Source organism: Pseudomonas sp. B6(2017) (assembly GCF_002112765.1).
Taxonomy (GTDB): domain Bacteria; phylum Pseudomonadota; class Gammaproteobacteria; order Pseudomonadales; family Pseudomonadaceae; genus Aquipseudomonas; species Aquipseudomonas piscis.
In genome coordinates, this window is record NZ_NEIQ01000011.1 from 241,363 (window position 1) to 254,818 (window position 13,456).

At 53.9% G+C, this 13,456-nt stretch carries 12 protein-coding genes; 5 read left to right on the forward strand and 7 right to left on the reverse strand.

The window, feature by feature from the left end:
• Positions 1-21 precede the first annotated feature (21 nt).
• The 5 genes from CAG11_RS20365 to CAG11_RS20380 all read right to left on the reverse strand — a co-directional run bounded on the left by CAG11_RS20365 (position 22) and on the right by CAG11_RS20380 (position 3,635).
• On the reverse strand, positions 22-468 hold the full coding sequence (locus CAG11_RS20365; protein WP_085597672.1) for a GNAT family N-acetyltransferase: 447 nt from the start codon (positions 466-468) through the stop codon (positions 22-24).
• Between the two features lie 54 nt (positions 469-522).
• Positions 523-1,506 carry a fatty acid desaturase gene (locus CAG11_RS20370; protein ID WP_085597644.1) on the reverse strand — a complete coding sequence of 328 codons (984 nt, stop codon included), beginning with the start codon at positions 1,504-1,506 and terminating at the stop codon, positions 523-525.
• Positions 1,507-1,554: 48 nt separating this feature from the next.
• A complete protein-coding gene (locus CAG11_RS20375; RefSeq protein WP_256578596.1) occupies positions 1,555-2,598 on the reverse strand; it encodes a GNAT family N-acetyltransferase in 1,044 nt (347 codons plus the stop codon).
• 127 nt (positions 2,599-2,725) lie between these two features.
• A complete protein-coding gene (locus CAG11_RS34125; RefSeq protein WP_256578597.1) occupies positions 2,726-2,848 on the reverse strand; it encodes a hypothetical protein in 123 nt (40 codons plus the stop codon).
• 517 nt (positions 2,849-3,365) lie between these two features.
• Positions 3,366-3,635 carry a hypothetical protein gene (locus tag CAG11_RS20380; RefSeq protein ID WP_085597646.1) on the reverse strand — a complete coding sequence of 90 codons (270 nt, stop codon included), beginning with the start codon at positions 3,633-3,635 and terminating at the stop codon, positions 3,366-3,368.
• A gap of 320 nt (positions 3,636-3,955) precedes the next feature.
• Between CAG11_RS20380 and CAG11_RS20385 the strand changes: the two genes are divergently transcribed.
• From CAG11_RS20385 to CAG11_RS20400, 4 genes are all read left to right on the forward strand, one after another.
• Positions 3,956-4,537 (forward strand): hypothetical protein, encoded by a 582-nt coding sequence (locus tag CAG11_RS20385; protein WP_085597647.1) that lies wholly within the window; start codon positions 3,956-3,958, stop codon positions 4,535-4,537.
• Between the two features lie 195 nt (positions 4,538-4,732).
• On the forward strand, positions 4,733-5,137 hold the full coding sequence (locus CAG11_RS20390) for a DUF2251 domain-containing protein (RefSeq protein WP_085597648.1): 405 nt from the start codon (positions 4,733-4,735) through the stop codon (positions 5,135-5,137).
• Between the two features lie 443 nt (positions 5,138-5,580).
• Positions 5,581-7,191, forward strand: a complete 1,611-nt coding sequence (locus tag CAG11_RS20395) for a Mu transposase C-terminal domain-containing protein (protein WP_158091435.1) — start codon at positions 5,581-5,583, stop codon at positions 7,189-7,191.
• Positions 7,192-8,034, forward strand: a complete 843-nt coding sequence (locus CAG11_RS20400; RefSeq protein WP_085597650.1) for a TniB family NTP-binding protein — start codon at positions 7,192-7,194, stop codon at positions 8,032-8,034. It begins immediately after the preceding gene.
• Positions 8,035-9,112: 1,078 nt separating this feature from the next.
• Here the strand turns inward: CAG11_RS20400 and CAG11_RS20405 are convergent.
• Positions 9,113-10,186 (reverse strand): site-specific integrase, encoded by a 1,074-nt coding sequence (locus CAG11_RS20405; protein ID WP_085597673.1) that lies wholly within the window; start codon positions 10,184-10,186, stop codon positions 9,113-9,115.
• A 165-nt stretch (positions 10,187-10,351) separates the two neighbouring features.
• Here CAG11_RS20405 and CAG11_RS34130 point away from each other — a divergent pair, with 165 nt between their 5' ends.
• Positions 10,352-10,420: a hypothetical protein gene (locus CAG11_RS34130; protein WP_241526945.1), complete on the forward strand. Its 69-nt coding sequence runs from the start codon at positions 10,352-10,354 to the stop codon at positions 10,418-10,420.
• A 1,062-nt stretch (positions 10,421-11,482) separates the two neighbouring features.
• On the opposite strand, the gene CAG11_RS20420 is transcribed toward CAG11_RS34130, so the two are convergent.
• The gene (locus CAG11_RS20420; RefSeq protein ID WP_085597652.1) at positions 11,483-13,435 is read right to left on the reverse strand and encodes a sigma-54-dependent Fis family transcriptional regulator; all 1,953 of its coding nucleotides are present in this window, start codon (positions 13,433-13,435) and stop codon (positions 11,483-11,485) included.
• Positions 13,436-13,456: the final 21 nt, after the last annotated feature.

Consider the following 13,456-nt stretch of genomic DNA (forward strand, 5'->3'; position numbering starts at 1 on the left):
ACAGCGCAGGCGAGGGTGGGGTTACATCAGGGCCAACTCCATATCCCAGCAGTCCAAGCCGGGTCCATGGCCGTCGGGCGTCACTTTGCGCAGCACGAAACCCAGCCCGGCATAGAAACCCTGGCTGTGCTGGCTGGTGCTGATGCGCACCGCGCGGGCCAGGCCTTGCTCGCGAATGGCTCGTAGCCGGGCTTCGGTCAGCAGGCGCCCAATGCCCTGGCCGTGCAGCGCCTGGTCGACCATGCCCCAGCACAGGCTGGCGGTGCCTGTTTCGGGGCGCAGGGCATGACCACCACAGGCCACGATCCGCCCGTCGCGTTCGATGACCAGCAGGTTGGCTGTCGAATGTTCGAGGAAGTGCAGGAAGTCCGGGCGCTCCAGGGGATCGAAGAAGGCCGGGGTATTGCTGTCGAACAGTTGCAGGCAGGCGTCCAGGTCGTGTTTGGTGAAAGGACGTATGAAGGTCATGGCGCTCATGCTCGGCGAAAGATCCCGGATATTCGGGATCTTTCGCCGGTGCGGTCAAGTGCGGTGATCGAAGAAGTGCCCCATCAGCTTCAACAGCGGCCGGCGACGGTTGGTCCAGGCGAAATCCCACTCGCTGACCTGCGAATCCCCTGGATGATGCTCATGCTCGTGCAGCAGTTTGTGGGCTTCGGCCAGCCGGTACCAAGGCACCGAGGGGAAGGCGTGGTGCACGATGTGCAGGTTGAAGTTGAGGATGATGAACCGCGACCAGAGCGGCAGGTTCTTGCAGTCGTGGGACACGACATCCTGTTCCCAGTACTGCAGGCGGTCGGCGTCCTTGGCTTGCAGCGGCGCCTCGGCGTGGTGCGGCAGGTTCAACAACTCCACCATGAAGAACAGAAACAGCCAGATGATCAGGTAGAACATCACCAGGTCAGCCAGGTGTCCGAAGTACAGCGCGACCCCGGCCACGGCGAGGTAGGCCACCAGGTACAGGCGGGCGAAGCGGATTTCCTTGAGAATCCGCGGCGAGTTGTCGCCCTTGGCCCGGGCGATGAACGGTGCCCGCCAGTTCAGCAGGAAATGGTTGGCCGCGATCATCGGGATCCAGTGCTTCCACATGAACTCCAGGGTTCGTTCCTGCTTCTTGGTCATGACCGAGAACTTCTCGATCATGCCGCGGTTTTCCGGATCGTTGAGGGGGTGGGAGGTCCAGGTGTGGTGGGCCGTGTGGAAGCGACGGCGAACCAGGAAGGGCAAGGCGATCAGCCAGCCGTTGCAGTGCCCGATGAAGTTGTTGACCCGACGGTTCTCCGAAATTGCGCCGTGCAGGGCCTCATGCAGGATCAGGTAGATCTGCAGGGTGGCGACGCCAGCCAGCACCAGGCCGAGCAACTGCAGCCCGGTGGATGAACTGAGCCAGAGGTTCCAGGCCAGTACCAGGACCAGCATATCGGCGACCCACAACATTACGGTCCAGGGCTCCTTGGCGCCGTCGGGGATCTGTTTACGGACGTTAAGCCATTGTTCTTTTGTCACTTGCTTGACTCTCCAATAATCATCCGAAGGGATGCAGGGCTCGATGGATCAGTTGTCGATGCGCGCAGCGTGGCCGGGCCGGATGCTGCACAGGTTGTCGCCCAGCCTGGCGTAGGCCTGGTCGAAGAAGACGACTTCCTCATCGAAACCATGGCTGCGCGGGGCCTGGTCGAACTTGTGCCACACCAGGTTGATGCAGTCGTAGCGGGCGCCGCCTTGCAGGTGCCAGGCCGGCAAATAGGCGGTCACCGCATAACCCTGCCGCATCAGGCCACCGAGCAGTTCCAGCTTGTCGGCCAGTACATGAACGCTCACGTACTCGACATCCTTGTGCGCTTGTACAAGTGCCTCGAGTTCCTGCAGCACCTCGCGCTCCGAGGGATAGTTGCCCGAATGCCCGGACACCATCAGCGCATTGGCCTCATGGTCCTGGGTGTAGAGCAACTGGCCGTGGCGCTCGGTCCCCGGGGCACCGCTCAGGCAGGTGTTCGGATAGGCGCCCAGTACCGGTTCCATTTGCAACGAGGCGTACAGGTACTGGCTGATGAAATCGCTGCCCGAGGATTTGGCATACCAGGGGGCGATATGAACGAAACCGTCCCGGGCCGGCGGGTGGATGGCGGTCAGGTGATATTCGCGGATGCCGTCGACCTTGTTCGGGCCGCCGTCATGGCCCACCAGCACTGCCGGCTTGATCTTGCCCATCACCGAATGGATGGCGATGTTGCGGGGGGTGTAGTAGCCCAGCTCCATGGCATCGGGCCGATGATCTTCCAGGCAGAGCCTGATCAGGTTCGAGATCGCACCGCCGCGGCGCGCATCCGGATGGATCACCCCATGGCCGACTTCCCAGGACTGGTTCCAGGGACGCCGGGTGATGCAGACGCAACCCAGCAGTGCGCACTGGTTCTCGACGACGAACCAGCGCTGTTGATCGGAGTTCATCGCGTTGCGGATATACACCGGGCTCTGGCACGGATGGGTCGTGTGCCCATAGATGGACTGGAACAGCTTCGCAAGGCCATCGATGTCTTCGAGGGTGCCCGGGCGAAATTCAAATGCATCGGCTTTGGAATCGATGTTCAAGGGCATGGAAACAGGCGTTTCCAGATAGCTTGTCGTGGTCATTGCACACCAGGTGGCTTTGTTCGGGGCACGTGAAGGCGGTGACTGCCTTGGGGCATGTCACGGCTCGTGGATAGACGCTTGAAGTGTGGGGCTAACGGCCGCCATCGCGTCGTGAAAGACGCAGGCAAGAGGTGAGGGCGGTCAACGACAGCTCGCTGGGTTGCATATCAACCGCGCTGTACTGGCAATGGGCGTCGTCCTTGATGGGGTACATCTGTAGCTCCTGTCCATGATTGGATAGCTGTGCCGGCAACTGGACTCCTTCCAATTCGCCGCGGCTGCACTATAGGTTGCCGACACGCATCGGCATATGTGACCAACCGGTCGCTGTCCCGATAATCCCTGTCTTTTTGGTCACTTTTAGTCGCTTCGCTGCAGCATGGGAAAAACTGCAAGTGAATCAAGGTGTTGAACTTCAGGGAGGGGCAGGGGGAATGCCCCTCGGTAAGGTCGTTGCCAGCCAGGAACCTGCTACGCGAATTATTCGCACAACAAGGGGCCAAAGGCAGCGTGCGCGGGTAGGGCACGTCTAATAATCAGTCGACTGAGCCGTGAAGTAAAAAAGGGTGAGAGGAATAGTTTCAGGAATATATTGGCGTTAGATTGATAGCTAATATAGAAGGCGCTGTTAATGCATGAAGTGCAACTTTGAAGACTTATTTGGTTGCGCTGACTCACCGGAGCTTATAACAGGCTCTGGTGCGTGTTCACGCACCAGAGCGCCCTGATAACTACCACTGGCCGCTTGCAAGGCAGCCGACAATTTCCCAGCCGCTATATTCCCACCAGGAATATCGTTCATCGGAACAACTCCTGGCCAAACTAGCCAACTTGATTTCGCCAGCTGCTTTTTGGGTTCCGAAAGGAGTTTCGGCAGTAGCGGTAACCTGGTTGACGGTTAGGGGAGGCTTGATAGTGGTCGGGTGCACGGAAGCGTTCGCGACACTTGCGGTGAAAGCGACGGCCGCTGATATAGCGATAACGGTTATGAGCTTTTTCATGTTCGATTCCTTTCAGTTATCTGACATGAGGCTTATGCATTAGCCTGACCTGCTTTTTATCAATGATCCGAAACAGATCGGGCACTCGCGCAGGGGGCGCCATGGAAGGCTAACACCATGACGCCTTGCCCACAGTCGCTCAAGGGAGCTATTGACAAGCAGGTAGAAGCCTGAATTTTTCATGGATAGAGTTAACCAAGCTGGGACAATTCATTCAGCTTAGTTTCCCGGTGGACGAACTTGATAAAGATCGGATCAAAGCTATCCTCACCAAGTAATTTCATAATGCGTGTTGAATACTTGGGCAGGAGCCAAGAACCATGACAGGGAAAGATTTGGTTGATGCAATAACAGGTAACCCATTACTGATGGGCTTGAAGGATTGTCCTGCAGTGCCAGCTCAAATGAGCTGCGCTGTCTACGGAAAGGTGCAAGATGACGTTGGAGATGATGTCATCAAGAATGATTCGAAAATGAAATACCAAATTGAACAGGCACTGTTATTTCGCGGTGATAACTCACAGACAGCTGTTTGGCACTTTCTTGTTACGGGATCAGCAATCCATCACTTTGTCGTTATCCCGTGGTACAAGTCGTCAGTCGGCACAGTGTATACGGTGTTCATGGCCTACGAGAACCAATACTCGGTGGACGCATATGTCAAGCATCTCAGCCCGGCCCCTGGCGCGGACAAAGGATACAAGGAGCATTGGACGGCAAGTGGGCTAAGTACGATGCTCTCTGGCTTGCTAACTAATAGCAACGCCTGGGAAGAGTATTTTGGCCATGTTGGAGAAGCCCAGGCAGATGCAATTCATTACTATAAATACAAAATCACAGCATTAAGCACTGCAGTTTCCAATGTGAATCAATTTAAGAAACTCTGCGCGAAGGCTACTTGACCAAGGCGAGAGCCTGAATACCAAGGAAGGAACTTCAGGTGTTGTCGCTCGCACGAGTGATGGGCACTTCGCTGGCCGACCATTTATTCTAGGTGATGGAGGACCCAGGCCAATCTCTGTCCGGAGATTGCCTGGGTTACTCCAGGTTGTCATCATGCTCGCCTTTGAATACTCCAAGAGACAAGGAAAGTTGTAATGCCCATTTATCTGGCAGCTGAAAGCGAATTGAAGGTAGGCCAAGCCCTGGTGTTGGAGGCTCCTGCCGAGGAAGGTTCCTTCGTCGTGGTTTTTGAAGATGATGGTGACACCGGTTACTTCTACGCATTGGATACCGCGGCCGAGGGCAACCCGATCCACGATGCGCTGCATATCTACAATGCCGGCGATGTCAGTGACAGCCACAAGCCATCGACGATGAAAATCGGCTGGGCCGTCGATCACCGCAAGGCGGTATTGCTGATCAATGATTTTCCTCATGCGGTGTTTGATTTCGATGCCAAGCAAGGATATTGCAGATCGGGATTTCCACCGCAGGCTGGCAACGGCTGGTCCGAAGGCGGTCACCAGTGGGACGACGCAGCACTAGATCTGTTTGCTTGATCAAACGCCTGGCATCGCCAGGCGTTTCACATAGAGGTACGGATGGAAGCTGGAAGGTCAGAAGCTGTGAAAAATTCTTGAATCTGGGAGCGCTCATAACTACATGATTTATAATGATATTTTTGTATTTAGTCATTAAAAAAGGAAAAGCTAAAAAAACTGTTCCTTTTCAAATCTCTCAATTTTACTGTTTTTTAATTACCAAAAAAACGCCTAAGTGACTGAGCCAATAAGAGTTATTTCCTGAAGCTTCGGGAAATTTTTCTTTGCCCCCAAATTTTTAACTTTTACCTTTTTTAAAAATCATATCTACGTAGCTTGGTATTATACGTGGATAATAACTTTCGATTAGAAAAAAACTCGCGCTACTCTCTTTTAAGGGGTGTGCTGCATGCAAAAAAATGGGTATTTTTGAGGCTCGCTTTCGACTGCGGGGTGAGCCAATGAAAGAAAGAAAAAATAAGGGGAAGTGTAGCGATGAATTGGAGCTTCAGGAGCTTGAAGAAGCCAAGCATCGAAATAAAATCATTAAAAAGTACATAGACAAAGAAATAACCTACCAAAGCGCATTAGGCCTTATCCCTTGCTCGAAAACCACCTTTTATAGACTTCTTCATAAATATGATGGAGGAGATAATTCGACGGCGCTCTTGAGTACCGGAAGGGGGCGGAAAAAGGGTGAAAGTCAGTTAGCAAAAAAGGTTGAAGTTGTTATTAGGGTGGCTATAAAGAGAAAGCTCAATAGTAGAGGCGCGGGGCCCTCCGTAGTATGGAGAGAGGTGAGGGATCGGTGTATTGAAGAAAGTCTACCAGTTCCTAGTTTGAGCGCGGTTGCCCAAAGAGTGAGATCTATCAGCCCGCTGGAATTGCGAAAATTGAAGTATGGTGCAGCGGACGCTTACGATAAATTAGGAATGAAACCTGGACGGCTTAAATTAAGTAGGCCGTTAGAGGTCACGCAAATTGATCACACTCTAGTCGATATAATTTTATGTGATGATGATCGCGTACCACTGGGTAGGCCATGGCTCACTGTACTGATAGATGTCAAAACTAGAGTGATTTTGTCCTATTATCTGTCTTGGCATAATCCGTCATCTGTGTCGGTTGCCGCAACCATAGCTTTCGCCGTAGCAAATAAAGAGCATTATCTAGCCACCATAGACTGTGCGCATATTAAGTATCCATTTTCTGGAAAGCCAGAGGCTATTAACTCGGACAATGCGAAAGAATTTAAATCGCTTAGTATGGTGAAAGCATGCGAAAAAAACAACATATCTCTGAATTGGAGGCCGTATGGAAAGAAGCACTACGGAGGGCACGTCGAACGGTTGATTGGCACACTTATGGGCGAAGTACATTTTTTACCAGGTACGACATTTTCTAATACTTTACGTAGAAAAGGGTACCCGAGTGATAAGAAATCATGCATGACCTTCATGGAGTTGTCGAAGTGGTTTGCTAGGCAGGTTGCGATTTATCATAGTACGGTGCATTCAGGGATAAAGTGTACTCCCGGAGATGCCTGGCTCGATTACTTTGGCGATCAAACACCTAATACCCTTACTAATAAAGAAAAGGCTGAATTAACTATAGATTTTCTTCCGCAAGCTCGGCGAAGGGTCACTTCAAAGGGGCTGCGCTTTAAAAATAGTTATTATTATGGTCCGGAACTGGTGCCTTTTGCTGGGCTGGCATTGTTAATAAAGTACAACCCTTTATCCATGAGAAGGATATGGGTGCGCTTAAATAACGAGTATATCAGCGTTCCATTTTCAGATCTTACTGAGAACGATAAGGTTTTAGAAGCTGCCCGTATTAGCTCGCTTTCTCAGCAAGAAAAATCAAAAGTCAGATGGATGACAGAAGGCGAAAGAATAGTGCTTAAAAGAGAATCTGATGAGCTTGTAGTGAGCGCGAAAACGTCCGCCAAAAGGGAAAGGCGACGGCAGGCAATTGAAAAAGAGCATGGCCCCAAAACAATAGCAGTGCCTAATGTTGAATTTAATTATGATTATTCAAAAAAGCCTATTCCGTTCAGTAGTGAGGACTAAATGAACCTATCACATATAAAAGAGTCTAGGAGGTCGCTTGCGTTGTTAGGGGTTTCTGAAAGGATAGAAAGTATAAATAAAAGAATCTGGGTTGACTGTCCGCAGTGTTCGAGGGTGGAACGCGTAATTGAAAATATGCTCAACGCTGATGGCTTGTCTCCTGCTCCCTGTTTACTTGTTTGTGGTGAGGGCGGAGCTGGAAAAACTAGTATTATAAATAGGATTAAAAAGAAGCAGTCTTCGCTCGAAGAGTTAATTGCATTTACGACTCTATCTGAAAGTCCTGATGGCTTACGCTTTCGAGATCTATTGCTAATGGCTCTGGGGGTGCCATTTAGAGAGCAAGGGCGTAGTAAGATTCCTAACGGCCTAGAGAAGTACCTCCAGCTCCGTAGGTTTTCAGCAATTGTAATCGATGAGTTTCATGAGGCGTTGTTAGTTCAACGAGGAGAGCAGCGAAGAAACCTTTCTATGCTAAAAACGCTTTCCGGGGCGCCATACCATCTTAGGGTAATGGGCTTCGGGATACCTTCAGCATTGAACGCTCTCCAACAAGATCCCCAGCTTGAGAGGCGGTTTGAAGTACTTAAAATACTGCCGTGGGAAGAAGGAGATGAATTTAGAAGCTTCTTGGCATCGGTAGAGGAAAACTTACCGCTTCGTAAAGCTTCTTGTCTCTACTCTCAGGAGATCGTTAAGTACTTGCTGTCAAATACAAATGGGACAATGGATCAGGTTTTGAAAGTTATACGGTTTGGAGCGATCCATGCAATTATAAATGGCGAAGAAAAGATAACAGTAGAAAGTATGAAGTTAGGGGCTATACGTCGGTGGGATTACTAAATCATGGGGCGAGAGCGTAGACTAAAAGGGTTTCCTCAGCCTTATAGTGATGAAACATTCACCTCTTGGTTGTTTCGTAGTGCAAAGAGTAGGCGCTGCGCGTTGACTGTTGATTCGGTTGAGTATTATGTTGAGAACTCGATACGCAATGGGACTGATTATGACTTTGGCTTCGGAGTGGGTTTTAAGAGATTTTGTTTAAATGCTGGCTTAGATTATGTTTATTGCAAGCGTTTTTTTTCGAGCCAGTCTGACGGTATGATGCTGAGTACCCTCAGTAGAAACTCTTTTTGTCGCCAATGTCTTGATAATGATGTCAGATTTAGATCGGATCCATACTGGAGAAGTTCATGGTGTCGCTTAGATGTTGCGTATTGCTCGCTGCATAAAACCCTTCTTACTACCACCCGAGAGGATTATGGTCTCTACAGACCTTGGGAGTCTTTTGTTTATTTTTCAGATTTCGATTATGGGTATCGAGGTATTAATAATATATATGAATTTGCAAGCTTGAATTTATTGGGTCTTAGAGCTCAAAACTGGCTCTATAAAAATAGGGAAGCAATTAGTTGCACTCCAGGCTTGAGTCGATTGATCAGTTTTTTATTAAGTAGTTTTTTGTCACTGAGAACAGAGGAGCGGTACTGTGGGCTTGCTAGGGTTGCCTTTGGTAGCGCACTCCAAGTTCCAATAAGTCATAAAAAATATCATTACAGCTTATGCATGTATCATGGGGCAAGGACTTCAACTTCGATCCAGAGGAGAGCTGCGCTTATTATGCTAGGGGTAGTGCTTGGACTATACAGTGAGTGCGAATTGAAGCGATTAAAGGACGTAGCTATTTTCAGTGCTTTTAATTTTCCGATTACTGCGTTGAGAGCGGGGCGAGGGATCATGGAGCTTCTGAGTGATTCTGAAAAGGAATGGTATGCTTCGCAGCTAATTAGTGTGACACCAGTAGCTGGTTTAGATATAAACTCTCGCTTGGAGGAATTTTTTTCTTGTATGAGAGTATTTGAGGCGCTTTCGAAGTAATACTATTTCTATGTAGTCGACATCCGGTTTTTGTGGTGAGGGTTCAATTGAGCTCCACATTTGTTGTGTCTGCATCTGGTAGTAGCTTTGTTACTCGGCTATTCAGCAATGATCCGGCCTGAAAATACCCCATTACGGTGGGCACCGAACGGTGTTCTGTCATGGCCATCACTTCTCCTAGTGGCACGCCCTGGCGTCCGGACTCAGTAACAAACCCAGACCTCAGGCTATGAGCTGCCCAATTACCCTCAAGTCCAGCCAGTTGTGCCCGGCGCTGCACGATGCGCGCTACCTGGTCGCTGGACAGGCCTGCCGTCCCCACACGGCCCCCTCGGTACACCCGTCTAAATAGAGGTCCTGTCGACGCAGGTGCCTCCGCTAGCCACGTCGTTAAAGCCTTGGCTGCCGGGCCGCGCAGTGGCTTCTCCCGGCGTACCCCCTCAGTCTCAGTTTTGGTGACACCCAGCGTATAGAGCCAAATATCGGCGTCCAGTTGCCGTACATCGCCTATCTGTAACCCGATCACCTCTGAACGTCGCCGTCCGCCGCTCCAGGCCAAGAGGAGAAGGGCGCGGTCACGAATTCCACGCACACCGTCGTCGCAGGTGGCGAGCATGGCCTGCAGCGGCTCCAGGACCACTGCGGTTTTCTTCAGTACGGAAACGCCCTGGCGGACCTGGGCTTTACGGGCTTCACGTAACAAGGTCTTAACCATCGGCGTCTCGGTTGGGTTTTCCCACTGTTGCAGGCGATGCCACTTGGCCAGGACGGCCAGGCGGTGGCTGACCGTGCTAAACGCCAGAGCACCCAACTTACCCTTGACCCCTGAGGCGACCAACGCGGCATCGAGGTTCGCTGGCAACAGGTGGCTCCAGCCACCCTCGCCGTCGGGTCGGGCAAGGTGGTCGACAATGAATTGCACGGCGACCTCGGGTGGCAACGCGCCGTCGCCGAGCGAGCGGCGATAACGCAACCGCAGCCACGCGGACCAGTAGGTGAGGGCGCTCTGGTAGCTGCGCACGGTATTGGCCGCAGTGCCTGCCGCGATGAATGCCTCAGCGGCGGCGCGGGTGCTGTCGGCCAACTCTGCTAGCACCAGCGGCTGGGAGGGGGGCATCTGTACCGGCTCTGTCAATTTCATCTCGCTCAACGCTGCAATAGGTTCGGATAACCTTTGCTTATCAGATCTAATATAGCTGGAGACGGGCCATGGCAGTAGGGTGCCGGAACTGACGTGTTTGCCCCCGCGGATGCTGTATTGGCTCGCGGCGAGCGGTCGACGGTGGAGCGAGTGCACTTGCAGCTCGGACGGGGTAGTCCGGCGCGGGTTGGTGCGTTGCTGGATCAATGATGGCAACAGTTGGCCGGGCGCTTGCGTGGTGAGACACGGCTGCCCGATCTGCCGAGGGAGGTGGCGCAGGCCTTTTTGACCATCTAGCAGCAGGCCGTCACCCTGGCCCAGAGCGTCACGGAGCAGGCGTTAGCCGGTCAGCGCCAAGTACTGACATAAGAGCGTGAGGCGGCGCTAGGCGCACTGGATGCCCGCCTGGCCAATCTGGAACACTTGCTGACTCAATATCAGGTGCAAATCGACGACCTGTGCAGGCAGCGCTGCGGTCTGCCGGCGTAACGTGACGAGGCGCATGCACAATTTATCTAGGTTCGTCAGCAGTTGCAGGGAAGCCTTGCACAGTCCGAGCATGTGCGTAGCGAGCAACAGCGCTACACCCAGATTTCGAAGAAAGGATGTATCGTGAGATTGATAAGGCCCGGGACGAGAGTAAAGGCCTACTTGGCACAAACGCTGATGCTATCTGACCAACTGGACCAGGCACGCCTCGCTGCAGTGCAGGCTGGCGATCAGTTCTACGCGCTGCAAGATCGACTGGACCAAGATAAGCCGGCAGAAACGCAGCGAAACTGCCTTGACACACTGTGCTTGCGCGGAGAATCAGAAGGCGCAATTAGTGCTGCTGCGGAAACCCTGTACAACAAACGGCGTCAGCACCCTTGATAGGCTCGTTGCGGGTACGTTACTTCGTGTAGGTTGAGCAGGCTATGCAGGGAGGCAGTCAACGACGAACGACAATTTACAGTTCGTCGATAACCGACCGATCACGCCACAGCAAGATGATCTGCTGGGTCGGACCGCATTTTCCGAGCGCTTGGCATTGGCGATCAATACCAAGAGAAACCGAGAAAACCTGGCGATCGGCCATGCCGAAGGTTGGGGAAGTGACAATCAAAAAATGCCGTAGCAATGGGTAGGCTGGAACAACTTAAGCAACGCAAAGATCCGAGCGGCGCTGACAAGCATTTGGCGAAGCTGCTGCTCGCGTGCACTGCTGTTTCAGCGCGATACAGTTGAAGAGTGCGGAGTAAAAGGGCTGCCTTGTGTATGCTTATTATGTATTCAACGCTCGGAGCGCAGTCGGCGCCACAATGTGGTCCGGCTGATGCCCAGGCGATGTGCCGCTTCGTCGAGGTTGCCCTGACAGCTTTCAAGCGTCTCTTGTACGTGACGTAATTGCGCGGCCTTTCCAACGCGGTGCAGATCCGTATCCCGTGGCGACTTTTTCCGTACCTGTGGCAGAGGGGAGCCTTCGCACAGTTCGGGCAGCACGCGGATCAGGTAATACTCATCCAGCCCCTGCTCGCTTAGCAGTTCGCGGGCCGAGAGCATCGCCCTCTCGATCACGTTCTCCAGTTCCCGGACGTTGCCTGGCCAGGCATAGCGGGTCAGGTACGGCAGCAGGGCGGTCGGTATCTCAGCTGCCCCCGGCGGCTGGCCCTGGACCAGCAGGCGCTGGCTAATGCCCCGGCAGATCAGGGCAATATCCTCTGGTCGCTCGCGCAGCGGGGTGGTCTGCAGCCGTAGGATGTTAAGCCGGTAATACAGGTCGCTGCGAAAATCTCCATCATTCATGGCGGCGTGCAGGTCCTGGTGAGTTGCTGCGATGATCCGTACATCGATGGAAGTCGGCTCGGTGCCACCCAGGCGCAGCACCTCTCGCTCCTGCAGCACTCGCAGTAGGCGGGTTTGCAACGATACGGGCATATCGCCGATTTCATCGAGAAACAGCGTGCCGCGGTGGGCCGTTTCGAGCAGTCCGGGCTTGCCGCCCTTGCGCGAGCCGCTGAAGGCGCCTTCCTCGTAGCCGAACAGTTCGCTTTCCAATAGCGACTCGGGAAACGCCGCGCAGTTGATGCCGACGAAAGGCCCCTGCTGGCGAGGGCTCTCGTTATGGATGCCCTGGGCCAACAACTCCTTGCCGGTGCCGCTTTCGCCGGTGATCAGGATGGTCGAGTGGCTGGCGGCGAAACGCTTGGCCATCTGCAGCAGTTCGCGGCTGGAGCGGCTGTTGCCGCTGAGTTGCTCAAGCCGGTAGCGGGCGGTGAATGCACCCGGGCGGCGGGTGGAGCGGATGCGCTGGTCCGCCCGCTGTACGGCGGTGATGTCCTGGCAGGTCAAGACCAGGCCAGTACGCTCGCCGTTTTCGAGGATCGGCAGCAAATTGCTAACCACCGCATGGGAGCCGAGACGGATCACCCGGTTTTCTTCGCCGCTGCCATCCAGCAATGCCTGTTGCAAGTCCAGCTCCGGGCACAGCTGCTGCAGTGGCCGGCCAAGGGCTGCACTGGCTGGCAGCTCCAGCAGGTGCGCCAGGGCCGGATTCAGGGATTGCACCAGGCCCTGGTTATCGACCGCCGCCACGCCAGTGGGAATGTGTTGCAGCACGGCGTTCAAATGGCGGCGCTTGGCGATCTCTACGCGCTGGCTATCGAGGATGCCCAGGGCCTCCTCGAGCGCCTTGCGTACTGTGTCCTCACTGAGCGACAGCACCCCATACAGCCCTGCCTGTTCCGCCAGCTCCACCACCGTCGACGACCCTATTATGCTGAGATAGCCCAGCCGGGCGGCCTGTTCGACTGCCTGGCGGGCTTCTTCCAGGGAGTTGTAGGCGGCCTGGTGAACCGGCACGGTGAACAGTGCATTCATCGCCTGTAGGTCGTGATTGATGCTGCTGTAGCTGAGCAAGGCCACTTGCGAGGAGTGCTCCCGGGCGTGCCCCAGCGCACGCAGCAGGTCAGCGCCGCCCACCTGCATGGACAGCACCGGTCGTGCTAGGTGCTTGCGCAGGTAGGCAGCGGTGGCGCCGGCGCAGACGAACACGTCGGCGTCACCGCGCTGTTCCAGCTCGCGGGCGGTCTGCAACGCTTCGGACACCGAGGTGTCGAGCACTTCGATATGGGTGTGAGGGTAGTCCGCGGCGAGCCCGGCCACCACCAGGGCAAGGCGGCTGCGTTGCCGGGGACGTTGCAGGTGGCTGATGAGCACGACGACCTGGGAGGCGGGGGAGTGCATGACTAGACCTGTTCATAAATG

Coding starts and splice junctions, on each gene's coding strand:
- CAG11_RS20375 (WP_256578596.1), bottom strand. CDS start 2,598: ATGCCCTTGAACATCGATTCCAAAGCCGATGCATTTGAATTTCGCCCG.
- CAG11_RS20380 (WP_085597646.1), bottom strand. CDS start 3,635: ATGAAAAAGCTCATAACCGTTATCGCTATATCAGCGGCCGTCGCTTTC.
- CAG11_RS20385 (WP_085597647.1), top strand. CDS start 3,956: ATGACAGGGAAAGATTTGGTTGATGCAATAACAGGTAACCCATTACTG.
- CAG11_RS20390 (WP_085597648.1), top strand. CDS start 4,733: ATGCCCATTTATCTGGCAGCTGAAAGCGAATTGAAGGTAGGCCAAGCC.
- CAG11_RS20395 (WP_158091435.1), top strand. CDS start 5,581: ATGAAAGAAAGAAAAAATAAGGGGAAGTGTAGCGATGAATTGGAGCTT.
- CAG11_RS20405 (WP_085597673.1), bottom strand. CDS start 10,186: ATGCCCCCCTCCCAGCCGCTGGTGCTAGCAGAGTTGGCCGACAGCACC.
- CAG11_RS20365 (WP_085597672.1), bottom strand. CDS start 468: ATGACCTTCATACGTCCTTTCACCAAACACGACCTGGACGCCTGCCTG.
- CAG11_RS34125 (WP_256578597.1), bottom strand. CDS start 2,848: ATGTACCCCATCAAGGACGACGCCCATTGCCAGTACAGCGCGGTTGAT.
- CAG11_RS20420 (WP_085597652.1), bottom strand. CDS start 13,435: ATGCACTCCCCCGCCTCCCAGGTCGTCGTGCTCATCAGCCACCTGCAA.
- CAG11_RS20400 (WP_085597650.1), top strand. CDS start 7,192: ATGAACCTATCACATATAAAAGAGTCTAGGAGGTCGCTTGCGTTGTTA.